Source organism: Pseudoalteromonas sp. S2721, assembly GCF_005887425.1.
In the GTDB taxonomy this organism is placed as follows: Bacteria; Pseudomonadota; Gammaproteobacteria; order Enterobacterales; family Alteromonadaceae; genus Pseudoalteromonas; species Pseudoalteromonas simplex.
Genome location: NZ_PNCZ01000041.1, coordinates 63,346 through 86,709, shown reverse-complemented (window position 1 = coordinate 86,709; position 23,364 = coordinate 63,346). Strand labels below are relative to the sequence as shown.

Below are 23,364 nucleotides of genomic sequence, written 5' to 3'. Positions count from 1 at the left end.
ATAAAATGAAAAAAGCGCCTTTTGGCGCTTTTTTTATGAACACGAACCTAACTGACTTATTAAGTTATCTCGCGAGAACTGATTATTGGTTAATTGCTCTGTCAGTGCTTGTAGCGTTTTATAAACGCTTTTTAGCGATACCTTATTGCTCAACCAATGCGGGATTGAGCCACCCGGATCAGCATAGGCCTGATGGCTTACCAATAAATTACTTTGCTGCTCTTCTAAACGCCAATAAGCCCTGAGCTCTTTAATACGCACAACCCCAGAGACTTCTGCTTTAGCGTATGGCTGACTGATAATTTTTAGCTCTGTTTTATGTTCACCTAAGGCATGATAACAAGAGTAACTCACCAAATCGCGATCTAACACCGGCCAAGGCGAGTTAAAGTGAGTGTAAACAAGGGTTTCTGAGGGGCTTAAGCGCTCCATTAAAGTCACGCTTTTAACATTTTCGAGCCAATTGGGCGCGTTGTCGGTATCACTTAACAGCGCCATAAAGTCACTGGCCTTAGCATTTTTTACCAGCACAGAAGCATTAATTTCTATAATGCCAGTTTCGTGCTTTTTATAGCTAACCTTTATATCGTCTTGCTGTTTGTAGGTTTGCCATTCAATAGGGTTAGCCACTGCCGAGAGACTCAAACATGCTAACCCTATCCATAGGCACAAGCGCATTTATTTAAAACCAATAAGGGTCTGTATTAAATGACGCGTGGCGACTTTGCTCCATTGCACTGACCAAAAATTCTGACTTTTGATCAAGCCATGATTGAATTTTTGTTAGCTCTAAGTCGTCTTGCCCTGCACATAACTGCTTTAAGTACTCAAGGGTGCTTAACTCATAAATACCATGAGAGATATCAACCCACGGCATACGAAACTCGTTTCGATCTTCTTTATCGAACAAAGCGCCTAAGCAGTTGCCGCTGAGTAATGAGTTTTCAAGGCGGGTGCGCAGTGCCAAATAGTCTTTATCTGTAAACACTTGCTGCTCAGGAATAAGTTCGTGCATATCGTGCCAATCTTTAGCAAATAAACGCTTAGCAATATCGGCAACAGGTTTTTCAGCAGCTTGAAACTCAGTTTGCCCCCATGACTTACGCCATTGTTTTTCAATCAACCAGGTTGTTAATTGTAATAATAAGCGATTGTATCGGGTGCTATGGAAAAGTTTTTCGATATCTTCAATGCTTGGCTGCAACTCTTTTAAGTCATTAATAACTTGAGTGAGCTCAGGCGCACTGTTGATTTTTTTGTAGTACGCATGGCGCTTAGATGTGTAGGTTTTTAGCTGAATAGCATTTTCAACCCATGCTAATTCGCTTAATAACCACTTTAATTCTGTACGTAATGAGTCGGTATCGTCTTTACTAACAATATCGTCAAACAGCCAAAATGTATGGCGAATCAAACGAATACCGTCGGTGACACGCTTAAGGGTTTTTAAGCTTGGTTTTATGAAGTAGCAGGCTTCATGTTTTTGTACAAAGCGAATCGCGTAGTTAATGCTTTCTACTAAGGCTTGTTCTTGGGTTGCACCACGTTTTAGTGGCACAAAGCCAATTGATTTGCTTGCTTTTAATGGTTTGTCATCTGCAAGACGATAACCTCGAGCAGCTTTAGAATAAAGCCCTAAGCGAACATGGCTTTCACTTACCAGTTTATCTGCCAAAGCAAACAACTCATTGCGACTACCTTCAATCAGTTCGATTTCAAGTTCAGAGATTGGCTCAACTTGGCCCGATGCCGCCACTTCACCTTTATCTAATACCACTTCAATTTTTGCGCCATTTTCGGTTTCGAGTAACCAAGTACGGCGTATAAAGTTAGTGCTAAAAATTGGGTATAGGTTTTCTGCGATGGCAGGCACTTGCATACCATGCGGCCAAATAGCAGCATCAAATGCAAGTAAATCAGGGCGATTACCTGACAGTGGCAAATTGTATTCAGGGCGCTGATGTAAGCCACCAACCACTTCGCCAGCAAGCTTGATGGTTTGCTCACACTCACCATCACAACAGCGAGTACGAAGGCCAATATCTAAAGCACGTAATTCTCGGCTTGGCGTATCGTAATAAGCATTTTGTAAGTTGCGTGACGGTTTATTGGTAACGGTTTTTGCAAATTGGGTAATTAATGCGGGGATCAGTGGAACAACGGCATCTGACACCAAAAACTTCAGTTCTATCTCAGTATCCATTCGCTTTGCGGAGTACATTTAAAATAAATAAGTGATCAAAATAAACAAAGCAGACTGTTAATGCAAATTTTTTCCTGTTTTTTGCGGTTAAGCCCACGCACGGATTACAATATCAGCCTTGCTATTAATAGTTGAAATCCCTACTATCTCTATACATAAAGAAATTATAAATTTAGCCACTTATAGGCAAGATCACATTAACAAGGTAGATTGATGTTAAAACAGTGTATTTTTGGGTTGCTCCTTGCGGCCACCTCTTTTATTAGCTACGCAGAAGAAGCACCAAGCAGCGACAGCCAAAACACCGCCTACATAGTCGATAACCTGTACACCTTTATGCACTCAGGTCCAAGCAAAAACTACCGCATTTTAGGTTCAGTCGATGCAGGTACACAAATAGTGTTATTGTCGGGTGAAGATAATGGCTACTTTAAAATTCGTGATGATAAAGATCGTGAAGGTTGGGTAGAGTCAAAATTTGTTACTGAAAACGCAGGTATTCAACAACAGTTTCAAGCGCTGAATAACGACATGACGGTAATGCAAGAACAGCTTCGTCAAGCTGAAATTGAACTACCACAACTACAAGAGCAGAACAAATCACTAACAGAGCAAAACCTAGCGCTTAGCAAGCAAATTGAAGCACTTAAAAGTACCATTGAGTCTGAGCGTAACGCTAAGCAAACAGCCAGTGCCAAAGAGAAACGTCAGTTATTAACTTATGGCGGCGCAATTGCGTTCATCGGCTTACTACTTGGTATTATCCTAACCGTGGTGTTATCTCGTCGTAAACGTTACGACGGCTGGGCATAAACCTCCTCCTCATTTTGACAAAAATAAACCCTGCATTTTGCAGGGTTTATTTTTTAAACTTATCCACTTTTTACTCAAGAGCATTTTTGTCTAAGAGTATTAAACACTTCTTGCTTTAACACTAAAAACCCCTCTTTGTAACCTAAGATAAGCAATAACAATATCAAGCCTCCAGGCAATAGCACTGCAATAAGCAGAGGGCCTAAGATAAAGCTATAAAAGCAAATACCAGGTACGAATAATACATAACCAATTAAGCGTTTTAATTTATTCATAGTGCAACCATCCATTTAATTGAGCGCGCTCATTTTAATATTGAGCACGCTCAATTTACAACACCTTTGATTGAGTTTTTTTTAATTTCTGGTTAAATAGCATAAAAATTGGAGTGTTCAGTGACCAAAAAAGAGCAAACAAAACAACAGATACTTACAGCCTCATGGCAGCTTTTTTCAGAGCTCGGCTACCACCAGACCAGCACACGAGATATTGCAAGAGCAGCTAATGTCGCCAATGGCACAGTATTTAGTCACTTTGCGACTAAAGTTGAGATTCTTAAATACAGTTTTGAGAGTGAACTAGAAGATATTCTAAGCCGCGCTAAACACTCAGATTCGAGTACTACAGCGACAGATAGAATGTACCATTACGCTTGTTTTCTTTATGAGTTTTACCTTGCAAAAAAGGAGTTTAGCCGAGAGTTATTTAAAGAAATTATGTGGCAACAGAACGAGCTTGAACCGCAGCTTAAAGCATTCAAAAAGCGCCTGATCAATGACAATGAAGCAACCGCTTTAGATGCAGATATCATTATTGATATTTACTTTATGACGCTCATGGAAGGGCTTAATCAGGAAGACAGTTCTGTCGATTCGATGCTGGCAACACTCAAAGCAAAACTATCAAAAATTAACATCAATTAGGTTAGTTGTATAAACTGTAGCGCCGTTCGTTCAGTGCGACAGAAAGATAGGAAACCACTCGGTTTCCTTACGTTAAATATCGAATCTAAGGCCTGTGTCCTGTTTTATTTTTTCGATCACCATATAGGTGTGATGCGTACCCACTCCGGGAATATCTACTAAATCACCCAGTACTTGGCGATACTCATCCATATCTGAGACCCGTACTTTTAATAGGTAGTCATAGCCACCAGCGACCATGTCGCATTCAACCACTTGTGGAATATTCAATATATATTCGCGAAACACTTTAAATACTGATGTATTCGAGGTCACCAATGATACCTGTACATGTGCTAACAAGCTCTGGTTAAGTTTAGCTTCGCTAAGCTTTGCGTAATAGCCTTCGATGTAGCCTTCTTGCTCTAAACGTTTTACACGATCTAGACACGGGCTTGGGCTCAGATTTACCTGTTTTGCGAGGTTTACGTTCGATATTCTGCCATTTTTTTGCAGAGCGTCTAAAATTGCTAAATCGATGCGATCTAACATGCGTAATCTATTCGGACTGGTCATAACAGAATTTTATGCGGCTAAGTTAACGGTATGCCCTGTAAATTATCGTAAATCGAAAAATTTAACCAGCATATTCTGCTGGATTTTAATTAGAATGCACGAATTATATCAATGGTAAGAAATGCAATAAGTTCATTTCTAGACTCCACATACCAGAGGGTTACATATGCTATTTAATGGCGATTTGACAACTGAATGTCCAATTAGACAAAAGATCCGTGATTTCTACCGTATTGACGAAAATGCGGTTATTGATCATATTTTGCCTTTGGCTGAAGTAGGCGTGAAAGCGCGTAGCCGAGCGTGGGAACGTGCTCGTCAAATGGTTTTAAATATCCGTCGCGATCAGGATGGTCAAAGCGGTGTAGATGCATTACTAAATGAATTCTCACTTTCGAGTGAAGAAGGCGTTGTATTAATGTGTCTTGCAGAAGCACTATTACGTGTTCCAGATAAAGCAACGCAAGAGTCACTAATTCGTGACAAACTTGCTAAAGGTGACTGGAGCTCGCATTTAGGTAGCAGCGATTCTTTATTTGTAAACGCCTCTTCTTGGGGTCTGTTAGTAACCGGTAAAATGGTTAACTACAGCGACAAATCAAAAGAGCAGCAATTCGGTGTTCTTAAAAAAACAATTGGTCGTTTAGGTGAACCTGTTATTCGTAAATCTGTGAACTTCGCGATGAAGATCATGGGTAAGCAATTCGTTATGGGTCGTACTATCAACGAAGCGATTGAACGTGCAGCCGATAAAGAGCAAAAAGGCTACGTATACTCATACGATATGCTAGGTGAAGGCGCACGCACAATGAAAGATGCAGAGCGTTACTTCAACAGCTACATGACAGCTATTCACGCAATTGGTAAAGCAGCAAATGGCCGTGGTCCAATCAAGAGCCCTGGTATCTCAGTTAAAATTTCTGCGATTCACCCACGCTATGAGTTCACACATCGTGAACGTGTTATTGCTGAAATCGTACCTAAGTTAAAAGAACTTGCGCTTGCAGCGAAAAGCTACGATATCGGCTTTACTGTTGATGCTGAAGAAGCTGACCGCTTAGATATCTCTTTAGATGTTATTGAAGCGGTATTCAGTGATGACGATTTAGGTAACTGGAACGGCTTTGGTTTAGCCGTTCAAGCATACCAAAAACGCGCTATTTTTGTCGTTGAATGGGTTGCAGAACTAGCTCGTCGCGTTGGTCGTAAACTAATGGTTCGTCTTGTAAAAGGCGCATACTGGGATACAGAAATCAAAACCACTCAACAAGATGGTTTAGATCACTACCCGGTATTCACGCGTAAAGCGACCACAGACGTTTCTTACAAAGCCTGTGCTATCAAACTACTTGAAGCACGTGATGTATTGTACCCGCAATTTGCTACACACAACGCCTACACTGCAGCAACAATCTTAGAAGTTGCAAAAGGTGATAACGAAGGTTTTGAATTCCAACGCCTACACGGTATGGGTGAGTCGTTATTCGATCAAATCGTAAGCCAAGAAAAAATTCAATGTCGTGTTTACGCGCCTGTAGGTCAACATGAAGACTTACTTGCCTACTTAGTACGTCGCTTATTAGAAAACGGTGCTAACTCATCATTCGTAAATGCGATTGTTGATACCACTAAGCCTGTTGAATCACTGTTACCTGACCCTGTAGAAACACTGCAAGGTTTACGTAACAAGTACAACACGCAAATTAAGATGCCAATTGATTTATACGGTGAAGAACGTGCTAATTCAAAAGGCATGGACTTAACTGATATCAACGTAATCACACCATTTAAAGAAAACCTTGATACCTGGTTTGCTGAGCACCGCATTGAATTAAGCGATGTGCCAGAAGGCTCTCTTCCAGTGAAGAACCCTGCGAATCACAAAGAAATCATTGGGCATGTGAAGCTACAATCTTCTGACGAAATGACTGCACTTTTAGAAAATGCAGAAAAAGCATTTGAGTCATGGTCACAAACGCCAGTAAAAGAGCGCGCAAACTTATTACGCCGTGTTGCTGATATCTTAGAGCGTCACCACGATGAGTTAGTGGCACTATGTATCAAAGAAGCAGGTAAAGTAACTCAAGATGGTATCGATGAAGTTCGTGAAGCAGTGGATTTCTGCCGCTACTACGCTGCACGCGCAGAGGAACTTTCTGAAGATGAGCGTTTTGAAGCACGTGGTGTGATCTTATGTATCAGCCCATGGAACTTCCCACTTGCAATCTTCCTAGGTCAAGTTGCTGCGGCAATCGTGACAGGTAACACAGTTATTGCTAAACCTGCTGAGCAAACAAGCTTAATTGCACTTCGTACCATTGAACTTATGCTATCTGTTGGTTTACCTGAGCACGTTGTACAACCTGTTATTGCTCGTGGTAGCGAAGTAGGTAAAACCATCGTTCCTGATGAGCGTATTCAAGCTGTTATGTTCACAGGTTCTACAGAAACCGGTACTGTTATTTCGCAAACATTGGCTGCGCGTAATGATATTCAAGTACCGCTTATTGCTGAAACGGGTGGTCAAAACTGTATGATCGTTGATTCAACCGCTCTACCAGAGCAAGTTGTTGATGATGTGATCAGTTCAGGTTTCCAAAGTGCTGGTCAACGTTGTTCTGCACTACGTGTATTATTCTTACAAGAAGACGTTGCCGATGGCATCATTGAGATGCTCAAAGGCGCTTTAAAAGAACTTCACGTTGGCGACCCTTCATTACTTTCAACAGATATCGGCCCGGTTATCGACGAAAAAGCACTTAAAAACTTAAGTGACCACGTTGAATACTTAAAAGGCAATGCAACACTTCACTATGAGTGTGCTATTCCTGATAACAGTGAAAATGGTGCTTACTTCTTTGCGCCTCGTTTATACGAAATCAAAGATTTATCTGTACTTAAGCGCGAAGTATTTGGTCCTTGTGTACATATCATCCGCTTTAAAGGCACAGAGCTTGATAACGTGATTGACCAAATCAATGGCACGGGCTTTGGCTTAACGATGGGTGTGCATTCACGTATCGAAGAGCGCTGTGAGTACCTAGCGAAAATGTCACGTGCGGGTAACGTTTACATCAACCGTAATATGATCGGTGCGATTGTTGGCGTACAACCTTTCGGTGGCCGTGGTTTATCTGGTACTGGTCCTAAAGCGGGTGGCCCTAACTACCTACAACGTCTAGTGAAAGAAAAAGCATCACCAGATAACGTACAAATGACTAACCTAACACCTGATGAGTTAGATACTCACCACTATTCAGGTGCAGCTGAGCAAGTTGCTAAGCTAATGGATAACTCATTACGCGATGAGAAGATCTGGCGTGCGACACCACTAAATGACCGAGTTTCTGCTGTACGTCAATTACTTGCAAAAGTAGCGACTGTAGAAATTATTGACGAGCTTGCCGATGACTTAGCATTAACGCTAGCTGATGCACGTGCGCAACTTAACCGTCTTGAAAAACACATGCGTAAGCACACTGTGTTGCCTGGGCCAACGGGTGAGTCAAACACACTTCACTTAGAGCCTCGTGGTTGTGTGGTTTGTTATGCAGATAAGAGTACGTCATTTAACTTCTGGGCAATTTCGGTTATCACAGCACTTGCTGCTGGTAACACGGTAATCACGGTTGCTTCTGAGTTATTCTTTGACGAAGCGGTTGCATTCAGAGACAAGTTTATCTCTACAGGTATCGCTGAAGGTGTATTCCAAGTTGCTAAACCTAATCAGTTACAAGCTATCTTAGCGCACCCTCACCTTGCAGGTGCGGTTGTTGCAGCTCGTTCATCACGTTTAGGCTACTTTAGCCAGCAGCTAGCACAACGTAAAGGTGCAATCCTGCCAGTGATCAGCTCTGAGTACTACGACACGCTAATCAAGCGCTTACTGACTGAGAAAACAATCAGCGTTGATACAACCGCATCAGGTGGTAACACATCACTAATGACCTTGGTTGAAGACGACGAGTAAGTTGTATTGCAATAACTAAATGAGAAAGCCCTCGCTAGTCGAGGGCTTTTTGTTTACAGCCATAAAACCCCTCCTTTTTACTATTATTATTTACTGATACACGAACTTTCTGCTAATTTTATATTATTGTAGTCGTTTAGAAGTAAAGGTCTTGAAAACACTTCCTATCAATCAACTTAAGCCGGGCATGTTTGTACAGAGCGTGACAAAACAAACAGGCAAGATCCGTATAAAAAACCAAGGTTGGGTTAAAACACAGGGAAGTATAGACAAGCTGATCAAAGCTGGCATATTAGAAATTGCGATCGATCCAGACAAAACACTGACCTTAGACAGTGACAATAAAGTGGTTGAGCAGCAACACAATCCGCAACCAGTAGGAGACGCAGCCGCTTTCGATCCTTGGCACACTACTCACAGTGTGTCGGCAGAAATGACTAAAGCCAATAACTTATATAACGAAGCAAGATCATTACAAAGTAAAGCCTTTGACGATATTCGTAATGGCAACAAAATTGATATTGCCCCTTTTCAAGAGCTCGCGACTGGATTTATTGACTCGGTTTTTCGTAACCAAGATGCGCTTGCTTGTATCACCCGTATGCGTGACAAAGATACTTATCTACTTGAACATTCAATCAATGTTTCGATTTTAATTAGTATCTTTGCTAAACACTTAGGTATCGAAAAAACCATTATTGAGGAGCTTGCGACCGGTGCTTTACTGCACGATATTGGAAAAATAAATATTCCCGATGAAATACTCAATAAACCCGGAAAATTAACCGATGCCGAATACCAAACTATTCAAGACCATGCTCGTTTTAGTAAAGAAATTTTAGAACAAGCAGGCTTGAGCGGAATTGCTGTTGATATAGCAGGCTTCCATCACGAACGCTTAGACGGCAGTGGCTACCCATTTGGTAAAAGTGCTGAAGAGATTAGCTTGTACGTACGTATGGCTTCGATTGTTGATGTTTATGATGCATTAACCGCAGAGCGGGTCTATAAAGCTGGTATGGAGCCAATTAAGGCATTTAAGATACTTAAAGATGGCTGCCCCGATAGCTTTGACGGAGACCTAGTCACTAAGTTTATTCAGTGCATCGGTGTTCACCCAGTCGGCACCTTAGTGAAACTTGAAAGCCAAAAATTAGGTGTGGTCACTCACAGTAACCCTACTAGCCCTTTAAAACCTCAAGTTAAAGTGTTCTATAACGCTAAACATGCACGCTATACCGAAATACAGGATATAAACTTAGCAAATAGTCGCTGTCACGACAGTTTAGAAGCCGCCGTCAGGCCGACTGAGTTCAACATCGACCTGATCCGCTTTTTTAAGAACTCAATTTTACCTTAATCCCTTAAGCTCAGGACTGGCTATTCAGGCCAGTCTTGTAATGCTTTTAAGGTAAACTCATAGCCATCGTAACTTAATAAGCTCTGCTCTGGGGTAATTTCAATTACTGATAACACGCCGATGTTATCGCCTTCATATAACTCACGACCATTTAACTTAATCCAGCGCTTCGATGTTTCTGAAGCATAAATGTGAGCTTGATATTTTATGGTAGGAATAAGGCTTTGTAATGCATCTGGCAAAAGCTCAATAGGCTCTGCATAAGACGTGTTTTTAGTGCTACGGGTAATATCAACACTATGTTTGTTATCAACATCTTCAACCGCTTTAGCAAAGGCATCTTTCAATGTATCTGGCACATCTCTTAATTCATCATTTGTTGATGGTTGAGAAGCTGGTTGACTTGGCTGACCATCAAGCGGCTTGCCTAGCACCTTATATTTACTTAAATCAATGCCATTACTGCTCATTTGCTGCGGATTGATTTGCTGCATTGGCTGCGAAAACTGTGGCTGTGACTGATACACGGGCTGATTTTGATACATTGCTTGCTGCTGGTACTGAGGCTGAACTTGATAACCTTGATTAGCATACACTGGGGCTGAATTGACAGGTACTTGCACCCACTGATATTGCTGACCTTGCACCGGAGTCTGCTGCATCATTTGTTGCGGTACAGATTGTTGCACTTGCCCTTGTGGCATGGCAGCTGATTGCCCTGAGTTATTGGCCACTTGCGGGGTTTGGCTTTGTGCTACTTGCTGTTGCATCGTTGGTTGTTGTGTTTCAGGGTTTGCCTCAACTTCAGTCGCAACGCTTTCTGCGGCTTCATTACTGTTATTAACAACCTTTGGCTGCTCAGCAACTTTAGTTTGCTGTAACCATTTACCAATCGAAAAACCTGCCATAAGGGTTAATATCGCCGCCAGTAATAGGCCAAATGAAAAGGCCAAACGGCGATAGCGCGTTAATTCTTGCTGTTGTTTGAGCGCAAGAGCGGCTTGGTCATGATCTACAGCAGTTTGTGCATGCTGATCAGACTGTTTAATTGCATCTAATAATAAGGACATAAATGAACACTCGTTATATTAGGTAGGATAAACCAATACCCATTCCTAATACGGCTAAAAATGAAACTGGGTAAAGCCAAACATAACTCGGCTCTTTATTTGTTACTGTTGCAACAGGGGTACTGGTTGGAGGAAGAGCCTCAGCAGCAGAGAGCATTACAAGCTCACTGTCGATACTTAGCTTTTGCTGTGAAAATGCACCAACGAGGCACCGCTCACACAACAAATTGATTAATCTCGGCACCCCTTGAGTAACCTGATAAATCGCTTTTAACGCATCCCCTGAGAACAAGGCTTGCTCTGTCCCCGCTTTAAATAAACGATGCTTAACATAGGCAAACACCTGCCCTTCAGTAAGTGGCAATAAGTGATAACGAGCCGTAATGCGCTGGGCAAGCTGCCTTAATTCAGTGCGTTTTAATAACTCTTGCAGTTCAGGTTGCCCTACTAACACAATTTGCAGTAGCTTTTTATGATCTGTTTCGATATTGGTTAACAGGCGCAATTGCTCTAGCACATCAGGAGCGAGTAATTGAGCTTCATCAATAATTAAAATGGTATGACCGCCCGCTTGATTATTTGCCTCAAGGTGCTTTTTAATCACATCAGTAAGTGTCTTCAGAGTCGCATTCGCGCTGTCATACTCAATCTTTAATTCGTCACAAATACTGGCAAGCAGCTCAAGCTGTGACAAAGCTGGGTTATGAATTTGTGCCACTTGCGTGTTTTCAGGTAACTGCTCTTGCAGGCTTCTTGTTAGTGTTGTTTTACCTGTACCCACTTCGCCTGTTAATAATACGAAGCCTCCCGCTTCACCTAATCCATAGGTAAGGTGCGCTAATGCCTCTTTGTGGCGCTCACTAAGAAATAAATACTCAGGATTTGGGGCAATCGAAAAGGGTTTTTCTGACAAGCCAAAATAGCTTAAATACACCGTGTTATTCCTTGCGTCTAAAATCACGGTCTATAATGGCAAAAAACATCGCTACTTAAAACCTTGTTTACATTTTATTGGTTAAATAACGTAAAATAGCGAAAAGGTAAAATTATAGGTGTTTTATGCAGGTTTATTTAGTCGGTGGCGCAGTCAGAGACGCCCTACTTGGTCGTGACGTTAAAGAACGCGACTATGTGGTAGTTGGTGCCACGCCAGAACAACTGATCAGCCAAGGTTATCAACAAGTTGGTAAAGATTTTCCGGTATTTTTACACCCACAAAGTAAAGAAGAATATGCGCTGGCGCGCACCGAGCGAAAACAAGGTCAAGGTTACACTGGCTTCATTTGTGATTTCGCGCCGGATGTCACATTAGAGCAAGACTTAGTTCGTCGAGATCTCACCGTAAACGCCATAGCACAAGCCCAAGATGGCAGCTTAGTTGACCCATTCTCTGGCCAGCAGGATCTTGAAAATCGTGTCTTACGCCATGTCTCAGATGCCTTTAGTGAAGACCCTCTACGCATATTGCGAGTAGCCCGCTTTGCTGCTCGTTATCATTACCTAGGTTTTACTATTGCGCCAGAAACCCAGTCACTATTGACCGAGATGGTTAAAGCCGGTGAACTGAACACGCTAACTGCTGAACGCGTTTGGTTAGAATGCGAAAAATCCCTCAGTGATGGCGCATTTAGCGAGTTTCTGAATGTACTTGCCAGCATCCATGGTCTGTATGTAATTAGCCCTGAGCTTGAAAGTAAATGGTGTGATGAGCTTTACCGTACCTTACAAGCTCGCTTTGCCTATGCGAATGAACAACAAATTAGTGACACTGCGTTATTATTCAGCCAAGTTACCTTAGCGCTTTCAAGCAATGAGATAAAAGCGATAGCTAGCAACATACGCTTACCTAATGAAGTGCGCGATTTAGCGCTGTTTAGCCAAACTCATCAAACAAGTTTAAGTGCAGAAAAGCCGACTAGCGAGACCGTTTTTGCTTGCTTTAATCAACTTGATTTATGGCGTCGCCCTGAACGTTTTGAGCAAGTACTCAAAACATTAGAAGTTAGTCACCAACAGCCTGTAGTTTGTTATGACTCTCTCAAAAACGCAGCCACCCAAGCACGAGCTGTTAACCCGCAACAGTTTATTGCGCAAGGTATTAAAGGCGCAGAAATAAAAACCGCGCTTGAGCAAGCGCGGTTAAAGATTATTAAAGGTTACTTTTCGTAGCGCACTAAACGCAAATAAACATCGGACGTTTTTGCGTGAAGACTGTTGATGCCTTTATCAAATTGATACACCCAAGCTAGATCAGTGCGACTGATCCCTGAAGTGCTACTCCAGTAGTTTTGCAGCTTAGTCGATAAAAATGCGTTTTCGTTAATGCTAGGCTGCACACAACTATGCTCTAAAATACTGGCTAACTCTTTAACATTTGGCACATGCCAATCGCTGTAATCAGCAAAGGTTGCATTTTCAGCCCCGCGTAAAGCTTCGCCCCAAGTAAGCTGCTGACTATTACCTTCACACGTATCCGTTTCAGCGTTGTAGCTTTGACCAAACGTACAACGTTGCCACATTAGACCTGTTTCGCTGTCGCTCACTGTGCCATCTTCGTTAATAACAAAGCGGCTATCAGGAGTCGTTTCATTGACAGCGCTATAACATACTTGCGCAGCGGCATAACCCGATTGAAGAGCAATAACTGTAAGTGCTGTAATTAATGGTAACTTTCGCATATTACTCTCCTGGCGTTCTAACTAAGCGCACAAAGGCGGTGTTACTTTTCGGATAGGCTAAATCATTAGCACTACTCATATCGATAATATAAGCTTGCGATAAACTTGTACCGTCTGCCGCGGTTTGCGAAGTCCAATAAGGCATAAATGAACTGCTACCAGTGCTTAACTGAGTATCACTTGGTTGATTTGGGAAGAAGTCACTGTTAAGTAACGTAGACTCACCTTGCTTGGCATAATCTAATAACCCTAATAATTCCGTGTAAGTTGGCACACGCCAGTTTGTACCACCGCAAAAGTCGCTGCTGTTCACATCATTAATGTAAGTTTGTAGGCCACAGTCACTGGTGCTTGGACAGGTAGAGCCCGCAGCCCCTTGTATACTACCCGTTTGCACACCGCTTGAACCATTTAAATACCAAGTATAATGATTTGATGCTGCACGCTCGGAGGTTGCCGGTGGCAATGTTGAACTTGCTTCTTTTACTTCCCAAATAAGCCCAGTTACATTATCGCGTACGCAACTAAAGCTAGTCGCATCATCTGGAAGTTCGTCAGCAAACTCATTCATCTTAGTAAAATCAAATGCCAAATCACCTAGGCCGACTTTATCGAGCTGATTTGCGACGCTGTCACGACCTATATCTGCGTCTTGGCTTGGGAAGTCTTCGCTGTCACAGTTAATTTTTTGCGAATTGTTGTAGCAATCACTCATCCCGGTATCGTTAATTAACCCCAGTGGTTTTGGGCTAATATCAATAATCACTGTATCTGTGTCGCTACGCGATTTACTGTCTGTCACGGTAACTTCAAAACTAAGCTCTGAATCGGTATCAACATCAGGGGCTACAAACGTCGTGATACATTGGTTCTGGTTTGCCAAGGTCACGGTTTCGCCTGTTAATTGCTGCCAAAAACATGATTTTGTTGCCGTCACAATTTCACTATTGCTGGCATCAAGGGTTACGGTATCAAACTCGATAACCTGCTGATCAACACCTGCATCAGCAATAATTACCTCAACCGTTTTGTTTAAGGTGAACGACGCCTCTGTACTTGCTGAGCCACCTTCATCATCCGTTACAGTTAAACGCCATGTCATCGCTGTATTTGATTCAAGTAGTGGGTGAGTAAAGCTAATGGTTTGGTTGTTGTAGTTGTCAGCCGTTAAATCAGGGCCATCAAGTTGAGTCCATAAATAACTGTCAACTGTACCGTTTTCATCTATATCAGCAGATTCTTCGCCACTTAATGTGATCACATCATTATATTTTGACGGTAACTCTTCTGGCGCAGTTTGGGTGATCACTGCAACTGGCAGTTGATTATTCGAGGTAATAAAAATACTGACCTGATCGGAAACAAGTTGCCCATCGTCGGTTTGGTAATTTACTTTTAAAACAAGTTCTGAGTTAAGTTTAATATCAGGAGCTGTAATGGTTTGTTCAGCACCTTCGGCAGGAAAACCTTCTACTGCGGGGCCACTGACACGCTCCCAGGTAAAGGTACCATCTGCAGGAGAGCCTTTAGCTGAGACAGTAAATTCACTTTTTTCAATAATTTGTTGATCTGAACCAGCATTAACTGTCGCTGCGATTGTATTCGAATCACTCGAACCGCCACCACCACAAGCTGTTAATGTTGTTAATGCTATTAGGCTAAGAGGCACTAATCTCATGAATACCACCTTAAAATACAAAGCCGGCAATAACCGGCTGCCAAATAAACTAACAACTAGCAATTAAAATGCCAAACTTGGGGTTATAAATAACTTTCTTGGTGGATACGTACGAAGAGCTTGGTGCCTATTTTACTGTAATCAACTTTGTATTCTCTGCCATCTAGGGCTTGGATAAACAACAAACGTTTTTCTTCTGCAAATACATCTGGGCTTGATACATACACCATTTCTAAATAACGCTCTTTAGCCTCGCGACGATTTTTTGGCAGGTCTTCTTTAAACGGCTCTAAACCATTTTGAGTAACTTTAATGCGCGGATGGTTCTCACCATTCACAACCACTAAATCGAGTTTCTTATCTTTATGTATAATTGTGTTTCGACCGCTTTTAATAAAAGAACGTTCTTGACTCATAGTCTTTTCCTACTACATAACTGCCGCCTATAGCTTACTTTTCTGTAAGCGAGTCTCTAAAAACTCTTTAGGGTTCAGTTTCCAACGATTCAAATCAGCACTGAATTGCCAAATATCAACATCAAGAACATTGGCAGGTAATAGTAAATCGTATCCTGTCAACTGCCTTAAATGTTGCGTACGATTGGCAAACATGGCAATCAATCCTTTATAAATCTGACCACTAGGGGCCGTGTAGTCCGTCTCTTCTATTAACCATTCTGATGGGCAATCACCATTTTTGCAATACTTTTGAATGACTTGCATAAATAAATGACGTTGCTCTATAAGTAATCGTCCGGCAATTCTTGGGTGAATCTGTGTTAAAAATTCATCTATGTTATTGAGTTTAATACCAACTGCATTTAACTCAAGGTATTCTAAGCCCTGTTCCACTTTTGGTATACCACTATGATGAAAATTAGCACGATTTAACTGCCAATTCCCAATCTTATGATGATAAATAAGCAAATTCTGAGTAAAAGTTAAGCTAAAGTATGGTTCTTGAGTTTTTAAAAAGCCAATAAAAATTGCCGCTATGCAGGTTGTGGCTAAAAAAATCTCAACAATGCTAATTTCACCGGGTCTCAATAAGTTAACCAGCATAATAATGATTAACCCAATTCCGCCAACAATTAAAAACTCACTGCCATGGCGAGATGATTGAGCACGCACTTTTAGTGCAGGAAGATTTTTATCCATAAACAGAGAAGTAAAAAATAAACATCACAATTGTGACCAATATTATTTTTCTGAGCGTTAAACAATAATTACACTTTGGTGCTTTACTCATTCTAAACCTTTCTTAATTTGTCACAATAAAGGAACAAATTAGCATAACTTTTCACTTTTACGCTAAATGCACAAATTTATGAGATACCTGACATACGTGGCACGTACTAATTTTGTACACTACACTCAACTAAATTTCTGGTAACACGACGATGTACTCTACACAATCTGGTAAGGCACTATTCCCTTTTATTATTACCCTTTTTCTAGGGTTATGCATTTACTTATACCTTCCTTCGAGCCAAGGTGAGCAGAGCAACTTCTCAGGCGCTGCAACTCAAGTAACAGCTCACACTGTCACATCTGAAGAAAATGCTGTGCTCATAGAAGCAATAGGTAGCGCTCGTGCTAACCAAGCGATCTATATTCGCAGTGCGCAAAACGATTATGTTACAGATATATTTTTCAATGATGGCGACTTAGTCAGTAAAGGTCAAAAACTGGTTCAGTTACAGTCTCAAGAAGAAGAATTAGCAGTTAAAGAGCTAAGCATTAATTTACGCGAAGAGCGCCGTCAACTTGATCGTCTCACTGAGCTATCACGCTCACAATCAACGGCTAAATCTTTACTAGAAGAGCAGCTTTCACGTGTTGATGCAACCGAGGCGCAGCTTGAGAGCGCCAAAACCAAGCTGGCAGAAATGACAATTAAAGCACCGTTTTCTGGCTTACTTGGCAAGCGCGAGATTTCAATTGGTACTTATGTTAGCAATACTACAAACATCACCACCCTTGATGATATCAGTATCATTAAAGTCGACTTTAAAGTGCCAGAAAAATACCTAGCGCAGTTACAACTGGGTATGAAAGTGATGACGCAAAATGATGCTTACCCAGAAAAAACCTTCAACGGTAAAGTGACCCACATTAGCTCGCGTATCGATTCAGTCACTCGTAGCGTTGAAGTGACAGCAAGCTTTATCAATGAAAAAGGCCTATTACGCCCAGGCATGCTGTTAAATACAGCATTAGAGTTAAGCTCAAACCAAGCGCTAATGGTACCAGAGAAAGCCGTCATTCCTCAGCAAGACAAACACTACGTGTTCCAAATTGAAGATGGCGTTGCTAACAAAGTCGAAGTACATGTAGCGGGTCGTCACAATGGCTGGGTAGCTATTGATAAAGGCCTTGAAAATGGTCAGCAAGTCGTGACTGAAGGCATCATTAAGATCCGTACTGGCAGCAAAGTAAGTATCAAGGGCTAAACCATGAAAATTACTGATACTAGCGTTAAACGCCCGGTCTTTGCGATCGTAATAAACCTGTTGTTACTTACCTTTGGTTTGGTGGCATTTTCTATGCTACCACTGCGCGAATACCCAGATATTGAAACACCGATTGTTAGTGTGAGCACTGATTACACCGGCGCCAGCGCAGAGATCATTGAAACTAAAATCACCCAAGTACTCGAAAACCGCATTTCGGGTATCGAAGGCATTAAAAGTATTAACTCGTCGAGCCGAAATGGCCGCTCAAACATCACCATTGAGTTTAATATCAGCCGCGATATCGATGCCGCATCAAACGATGTACGCGAACGTGTAGCCCGAGCCCTTGATAGCTTACCTGAGCAAGTTCGCCCACCAGAGGTCTCTAAATCAAACAGTGATGAAAGCCCAATTGCCTGGTTCGTACTAAACAGTACTACCATGGATTCATTACAGTTATCTGATTACGCACAGCGCTTTATTGTTGACCGATTAGCCGTTGTTGATGGTGTTTCTAACGTACGCGTGGGTGGCGAGCGTAAATACGCCATGAAAATCTGGTTAAACCGTAAAGCGATGGCAGCACGCGGTATTACCAGTAGCGATATTGAAAACACCTTACGCACTGAAAACGTTGAATTACCCGCCGGTGAAATCGAATCTATCGACCGTGATTTTACAGTACGTACCGCGCGTAGTTATAAAGATCAGCGAGATTTTAGAAACTTAGTGATCAAACGTGGTGATGATGGCTATTTAGTACGTTTAGGTGAAGTGGCTGATGTTCACCTAGAAGCTGCTGACGACGAAAGCTTATTCCGTGGTAATGGCCGTAATATGATTGGTTTGGGTATCGTCAAGCAAGCCAAAGCCAATACCCTAACCGTGGTTGATAATGCCCGCGCAGAGCTTGAAAAAATTAAGCGTAACCTGCCAGAAGGTACCACCATTCAAGACAGCTATGACTCATCTATTTTCATCAAAGAGTCTATTGATGAAGTATATAGAACCCTTGGGATTTCAATGGCGCTGGTTGTATTGGTTATTTACCTATTCTTAGGCAATATTCGCGCAACCCTAGTGCCTGCTGTAACCGTACCAGTGGCGTTAGTGGGTAGCTTTATGTTCTTGCTCGCTATGGGTTACTCAATCAACTTGTTAACTCTTCTGGCACTCGTGCTTGCTATCGGTTTGGTAGTGGATGATGCGATTGTAATGCTTGAGAATATTCACCGCCGTATAGAGCTGGGTGAACCACCACTGCTTGCTGCATTTCGTGGTGCCCGTGAAGTTGGCTTTGCGATTATTGCCACCACCCTCGTACTGATTGCGGTGTTCGTGCCACTAGTGTTTATGGATGGCCGTATTGGTGCCCTATTCACAGAATTTGCGATGGCAGTAAGCGCCGCAGTGTTCTTCTCTAGTATTACGGCATTAACACTTTCTCCAGCGCTTTGCTCTAAAGTATTGAAAGCTTCAGAAAAAGAAAGCAAGTTTAGCCAGTGGATGGATAGAACCTTTAACAAAATCGAAAACGCCTATCGTAACTCGCTGGCTTCAAATATGAGCCGTAAATGGAGCTTGCTACTGACTATGATTTTGGCTGGTGTTGCCAGCTTTATGCTGTTTCAAAAAGTGCCTTCAGAGCTTACGCCAAAAGAAGACCGCGGTACTTTCTTTATCATGATGAGTGGTCCTGAGGGCGCAAGTTATGAAAATAACGCTGCAAACATGGCAAAAATTGAAGAACGTTTAATGCCTTACTCTGAATCTGGTGAATTAAGCCGAGTGCTTGTTCGTGTACCTGGCTGGGGCGGCCAAGGTGGTGTTGCTATCATTGGTATGGCCGACTGGGATAAGCGTAAGCGCTCAACATGGGAAGTAATGGACGAAATCAGCGGCAAAATGACTGAAGTGACCGATGTGCGTGCATTTGCAATTATGCGCCGTGGTATTGGTGGCGGTGGTTCATCTCGCCCGATTGAATTTGTACTGCAAGGTAACGATTACGACCAACTAGCCGATTGGCGAGACCGTATTATTAAGCGCGCTGAGAAAAACCCAGGCATGGTAAGAATCGATCATGATTACAAAGAAACGTTCCCGCAGTTTTTAATCAACATTGATAAAAACAAAGCCGCTGATTTAGGGGTTTCTGTATCGGATGTGGGCCGCACACTCGAAACCATGTTAGGCCAACGCCGCGTAACGACCTTTATCGACCGCGGTGAAGAATACGATGTGATTTTAAAAGGCACCAAAGAAGACTTTGCTAATCCGACTGATATCTCAAATATCTATTTAAAATCACGCAGTGGCGAATTAGTACCGCTTGATAGCTTAATTAGCTTAAAAGAAGAAGCCACTGCATCGCGTTTAAACCGTTATAACCGTATGCGCGCAATTACGTTAAGTGCGAACTTAGCAGATGGTTATACCCTAGAAGAAGCGCTTAACTTCTTAAATCAAGTTGCAGCAGAAGAAAACGACATCGACGGTGCAATCGACTACAAGGGTGAATCGCAGCTGTTCTATGAAGGCGCATCGGCAATGACCTATGTATTCATACTGGCATTGACAGTCACCTTTTTGGTACTTGCTGCCCAGTTTGAAAGCTTTATTCACCCATTTGTGATCATGCTTACTGTGCCACTTGGTTTAGTGGGAGCATTATTTGGTTTGTGGTACACCGGACTTACTCTTAATATTTACAGCCAAATTGGTATTGTAATGCTGATAGGTTTAAGTGCGAAAAACGGTATCTTGATTGTTGAGTTCGCCAACCAACTGCGCGATAAAGGCGTTGAGTTTAACGAAGCGATTAGCCAAGCTGCTACGCAGCGTTTACGCCCAATTATTATGACCTCATTGACCACAGTAATGAGCTCGGTACCGCTAGTTCTTGCAAGTGGCCCAGGTGCAGAAAGCCGCATGGTAATTGGTGTGGTGGTGTTTACTGGTGTTATTGTTGCAACCTTACTTACCTTATTCGTGGTACCTGCAGCATACAGTGCACTTGCTCGAAATACTCAGTCGCCTGAGTACTTACAAAGCAAGTTAGAACAACAAGCAAAAGACAAGCCGTTAGAAGAAATTTAAAACGCACTTTATTGATACAAAACGCCGTCTTTACGGCGTTTTGTTTTTTCGGCTATAGTCAGCAAAACGATAAGGGAGTTTAATATGGATAACAACATACAAATTGCCACTTTTGGCGGCGGCTGCTTTTGGTGTATTGATGCCGCATTTAGACGTGTGAAAGGCGTGCTTAATGTCAGCTCTGGCTATGCAGGCGGTGAGATTGAAAACCCTAGTTATCAGCAAATTTGTACTGGCTTAACGGGTCACGCTGAGGTGGTTCAGCTCGATTTTGACAGTAGTATCGTGAGCTATAACACCCTGCTTGAAATGTTCTTCACTTTACACGATGCCACACAATTAAACCGCCAAGGTAATGATGTCGGCACTCAGTATCGCAGTGTTATTTATTATCATAATGAACAGCAAAAAGCAGAATCTCAAGCCATGATTGATGCTTTACAAAAGCAAATTCGTGAGCCGATTGTCACCGAGCTGAGTCCGCTTACAAACTTTTACCCTGCAGAGCAGTACCATCAAGACTATTACAATGAAAACCCAAATCAAGGTTATTGCAGTATTCTTATTGCCCCAAAGCTTGCAAAGTTCGAACAGTATTACGCAGCTAAACTTAAATGAAAAAAGCCCGCTAAGTAGGTAGCGAGCTTTTAAACGCAGAACTAATAATTTTCCTTATTATTAGAACTGATAACGGGCACCTACAAACAAGCGACGCTCGGCCGTGTTGTAATAATAAAATTCGTCGTTGATGTAATCTCCATCTAGGTCTGTACCATAGGCATCAACGGCGTTGTACTCTTTATCGAATAGGTTTTCTACACGAAGTGACACTGTTAAGTTGTCAGTCGCTTGGTAGTGACCAACTAAATTCCATAACGTATACGATGGTAAGTGCGTTAACTTGCCATCACGATCACCACGGTATTGCATATCGATACCAGCATCAAAATCACCCCATGCTTTGTTTAATGACCAATTTACACTGTGATTTGACACATAGGTTAGTGACTGACCTGTCTCAGTATCTTCAGCTGAAAGGTAGGTAAAGTTAAAGCTGTGATCAAAGCCAAACACTTGGTTTTTAAAGCTAAATTCAACACCTTCATGGCGAGCTTCGTTTATATTAGTTGGGATCCACTGCCCTGATGCATTTGGTGCCCAAGCGATTTTGTTGTCGATTTCGCTGCGGAAAATCGCAATATCAAGGCTGATATCATTCACATTGAGTGATAAGCCAAGCTCTTGGTTATCTGATGTTTCAGGGTTTAACTCTGGGTTACCTGAGCCCGGGTAATATAGGTCATTAAATGTTGGAGATTTAAAACCTGTGCTTTGACTTACGCGGAATGTAGCGATGTCATTTAAGTGATAGCCAACAGCTGCAGTGTAAGTTGTTTCATCACCAAACTGCTGATCATCATCTTGGCGAACGGTTAGGTTTGCCAGCACGTGTTCATCGTCATAATAAGCGCCAACAAACGCAGCGAATACTTCACGGCTGTCTTTTAAATAAGTACCTGAGTTAGTGTTCACTTCATCTTTATACCAATTCAGACCGCCACTAAGAGTCAGTGCTTGATTGAAAAAGTATTGGCCATTGTAATCAATTTGCTCACGCTCAGTTTCAAACTTATCAACCACCGTTGCACCCGTGTAATCAATGCGTGAGTCATCTGAGCTATCACTTGATATGGCAATATCAATGGCATGACTGTGTTTTTCGAAAGCCTTTTTCCAACCTAGTGAAGCTTGGTAATTTTCGAACTCGCCTTTTTCTACAGTGCTGTCTGCAGGGCTATAAGCACTATCGTATTTTGCTTCGCCTTCTGAGTATTGTGCTTGCGCTAAAAACTCACCTAACTGCTCATTTTGATAACCAAGATTAAAGCCAAGGTTTTTGTTCTCGTAGCCGTCTTCATCTGGCGCTAAGCCTTGCAGAACATCAAAACCATCTGTTTTTTCATAACCGGCATTAACGGCAACATCAACACCTGCAAACTGACCACCTGTCGCTACTTGGTACTCTTGGTAAGAGTCTGAGCCAAAAGTAACATCTAAGGTCGTGTTTTGTGCTTTACGGGTAATGATATTAATCACACCAGCTAGCGCATCAGAACCATATACAGCTGCACGTGAGCCTTTAATTACTTCAACACGCTCAATACTGTTTAAAGGAATATTGCTAATACTTTTATAGCCAAGTGTTGCAGAGCCTGTGCGTACACCATCAATTAAAATAAGTGTATGACGAGAACTTGCACCACGTAATGACACACCAGAGCTTTGCCCAAAACCACCATTGGCATTAATTTGAAAGCCTGCTTGAGTGGCTAGTAAGCTTGGTAAGTCACGAACATAGCTTGCTTCAATATCAGCGCGGTCGATGACAGTAACACTGGCTAATACATCATTAATTGATTGTTCGAATTTATTGGCAGAAACTGTGATGTGCTCGATTGATTGCTCGTCAGCAGATACAGAAAAAGACAACGCAGCAGCAACCGCTACGCCTAACGCAGATTTATTTAGCATGATATCCCCTAGCCTGTGCCCACCGCAC

19 protein-coding genes are annotated in these 23,364 nt (G+C 42.1%); 8 read left to right on the top strand and 11 right to left on the bottom strand.

Going from position 1 to position 23,364, the window contains the following annotated elements; all coding sequences use genetic code 11:
* Positions 1-33: 33 nt before the first annotated feature.
* Positions 34-645, bottom strand: coding sequence for an START domain-containing protein (locus CWC02_RS15830; protein ID WP_171041494.1), 612 nt, complete (start codon positions 643-645; stop codon positions 34-36).
* Between the two features lie 37 nt (positions 646-682).
* On the bottom strand, positions 683-2,203 hold the full coding sequence (locus CWC02_RS15825) for a CYTH and CHAD domain-containing protein (RefSeq protein ID WP_054551123.1): 1,521 nt from the start codon (positions 2,201-2,203) through the stop codon (positions 683-685).
* Between the two features lie 213 nt (positions 2,204-2,416).
* Between CWC02_RS15825 and CWC02_RS15820 the strand changes: the two genes are divergently transcribed.
* Positions 2,417-3,016: a TIGR04211 family SH3 domain-containing protein gene (locus CWC02_RS15820; protein WP_054551122.1), complete on the top strand. Its 600-nt coding sequence runs from the start codon at positions 2,417-2,419 to the stop codon at positions 3,014-3,016.
* Between the two features lie 74 nt (positions 3,017-3,090).
* Here the strand turns inward: CWC02_RS15820 and CWC02_RS15815 are convergent, their stop codons facing one another.
* Positions 3,091-3,291 carry a hypothetical protein gene (locus CWC02_RS15815; protein WP_054551121.1) on the bottom strand — a complete coding sequence of 67 codons (201 nt, stop codon included), beginning with the start codon at positions 3,289-3,291 and terminating at the stop codon, positions 3,091-3,093.
* Between the two features lie 120 nt (positions 3,292-3,411).
* On the opposite strand from CWC02_RS15815, the gene CWC02_RS15810 reads away from it, so the two are divergent.
* A complete protein-coding gene (locus CWC02_RS15810; protein WP_054551120.1) occupies positions 3,412-3,939 on the top strand; it encodes a TetR/AcrR family transcriptional regulator in 528 nt (175 codons plus the stop codon).
* A gap of 72 nt (positions 3,940-4,011) precedes the next feature.
* Here CWC02_RS15810 and CWC02_RS15805 read toward each other — a convergent pair whose 3' ends face one another.
* Entirely contained in the window at positions 4,012-4,494 is a 483-nt protein-coding gene (locus tag CWC02_RS15805; RefSeq protein ID WP_054551119.1) for a winged helix-turn-helix transcriptional regulator, read from the bottom strand.
* A gap of 166 nt (positions 4,495-4,660) precedes the next feature.
* Here CWC02_RS15805 and putA point away from each other — a divergent pair, with 166 nt between their 5' ends.
* Together putA and CWC02_RS15795 are read left to right on the top strand one after the other, a co-directional pair.
* Positions 4,661-8,464 carry a bifunctional proline dehydrogenase/L-glutamate gamma-semialdehyde dehydrogenase PutA gene (gene putA, locus CWC02_RS15800; RefSeq protein ID WP_054551118.1) on the top strand — a complete coding sequence of 1,268 codons (3,804 nt, stop codon included), beginning with the start codon at positions 4,661-4,663 and terminating at the stop codon, positions 8,462-8,464.
* Positions 8,465-8,615: 151 nt separating this feature from the next.
* Entirely contained in the window at positions 8,616-9,824 is a 1,209-nt protein-coding gene (locus CWC02_RS15795; protein ID WP_054551117.1) for a cyclic di-GMP phosphodiesterase, read from the top strand.
* A 20-nt stretch (positions 9,825-9,844) separates the two neighbouring features.
* Here the strand turns inward: CWC02_RS15795 and CWC02_RS15790 are convergent, their stop codons facing one another.
* The gene (locus CWC02_RS15790) at positions 9,845-10,894 is read right to left on the bottom strand and encodes a general secretion pathway protein GspB (protein WP_138619272.1); all 1,050 of its coding nucleotides are present in this window, start codon (positions 10,892-10,894) and stop codon (positions 9,845-9,847) included.
* A 13-nt stretch (positions 10,895-10,907) separates the two neighbouring features.
* Positions 10,908-11,828 (bottom strand): ExeA family protein, encoded by a 921-nt coding sequence (locus CWC02_RS15785; protein ID WP_138599682.1) that lies wholly within the window; start codon positions 11,826-11,828, stop codon positions 10,908-10,910.
* A gap of 125 nt (positions 11,829-11,953) precedes the next feature.
* On the opposite strand from CWC02_RS15785, the gene CWC02_RS15780 reads away from it, so the two are divergent.
* Positions 11,954-13,063: a tRNA nucleotidyltransferase/poly(A) polymerase-related protein gene (locus tag CWC02_RS15780; protein WP_138619270.1), complete on the top strand. Its 1,110-nt coding sequence runs from the start codon at positions 11,954-11,956 to the stop codon at positions 13,061-13,063.
* On the opposite strand, the gene CWC02_RS15775 is transcribed toward CWC02_RS15780, so the two are convergent.
* From CWC02_RS15775 to CWC02_RS15760, 4 genes are all read right to left on the bottom strand, one after another.
* Positions 13,051-13,572 carry an Lcl C-terminal domain-containing protein gene (locus tag CWC02_RS15775; protein ID WP_054551113.1) on the bottom strand — a complete coding sequence of 174 codons (522 nt, stop codon included), beginning with the start codon at positions 13,570-13,572 and terminating at the stop codon, positions 13,051-13,053. The genes CWC02_RS15780 and CWC02_RS15775 overlap by 13 nt on opposite strands.
* Before the next feature lies 1 nt (position 13,573).
* Positions 13,574-15,250: an Lcl C-terminal domain-containing protein gene (locus CWC02_RS15770; RefSeq protein WP_138619268.1), complete on the bottom strand. Its 1,677-nt coding sequence runs from the start codon at positions 15,248-15,250 to the stop codon at positions 13,574-13,576.
* Positions 15,251-15,333: 83 nt separating this feature from the next.
* Positions 15,334-15,666 carry a hypothetical protein gene (locus CWC02_RS15765; protein WP_054551111.1) on the bottom strand — a complete coding sequence of 111 codons (333 nt, stop codon included), beginning with the start codon at positions 15,664-15,666 and terminating at the stop codon, positions 15,334-15,336.
* Between the two features lie 27 nt (positions 15,667-15,693).
* Positions 15,694-16,407, bottom strand: coding sequence for a DUF2982 domain-containing protein (locus CWC02_RS15760; protein ID WP_138599679.1), 714 nt, complete (start codon positions 16,405-16,407; stop codon positions 15,694-15,696).
* A 242-nt stretch (positions 16,408-16,649) separates the two neighbouring features.
* On the opposite strand from CWC02_RS15760, the gene CWC02_RS15755 reads away from it, so the two are divergent.
* The 3 genes from CWC02_RS15755 (at position 16,650) to msrA (ending at position 21,422) form a co-directional block, all read left to right on the top strand.
* Positions 16,650-17,702 carry an efflux RND transporter periplasmic adaptor subunit gene (locus CWC02_RS15755; RefSeq protein WP_138619266.1) on the top strand — a complete coding sequence of 351 codons (1,053 nt, stop codon included), beginning with the start codon at positions 16,650-16,652 and terminating at the stop codon, positions 17,700-17,702.
* Positions 17,703-17,705: 3 nt separating this feature from the next.
* Entirely contained in the window at positions 17,706-20,804 is a 3,099-nt protein-coding gene (locus CWC02_RS15750) for an efflux RND transporter permease subunit (protein ID WP_138619264.1), read from the top strand.
* A gap of 84 nt (positions 20,805-20,888) precedes the next feature.
* A complete protein-coding gene (gene msrA / locus CWC02_RS15745) occupies positions 20,889-21,422 on the top strand; it encodes a peptide-methionine (S)-S-oxide reductase MsrA (protein WP_054551107.1) in 534 nt (177 codons plus the stop codon).
* 60 nt (positions 21,423-21,482) lie between these two features.
* Here msrA and CWC02_RS15740 read toward each other — a convergent pair whose 3' ends face one another.
* Positions 21,483-23,336, bottom strand: coding sequence for a TonB-dependent receptor domain-containing protein (locus tag CWC02_RS15740; protein WP_138599676.1), 1,854 nt, complete (start codon positions 23,334-23,336; stop codon positions 21,483-21,485).
* Between the last annotated feature and the right edge of the window lie 28 nt (positions 23,337-23,364).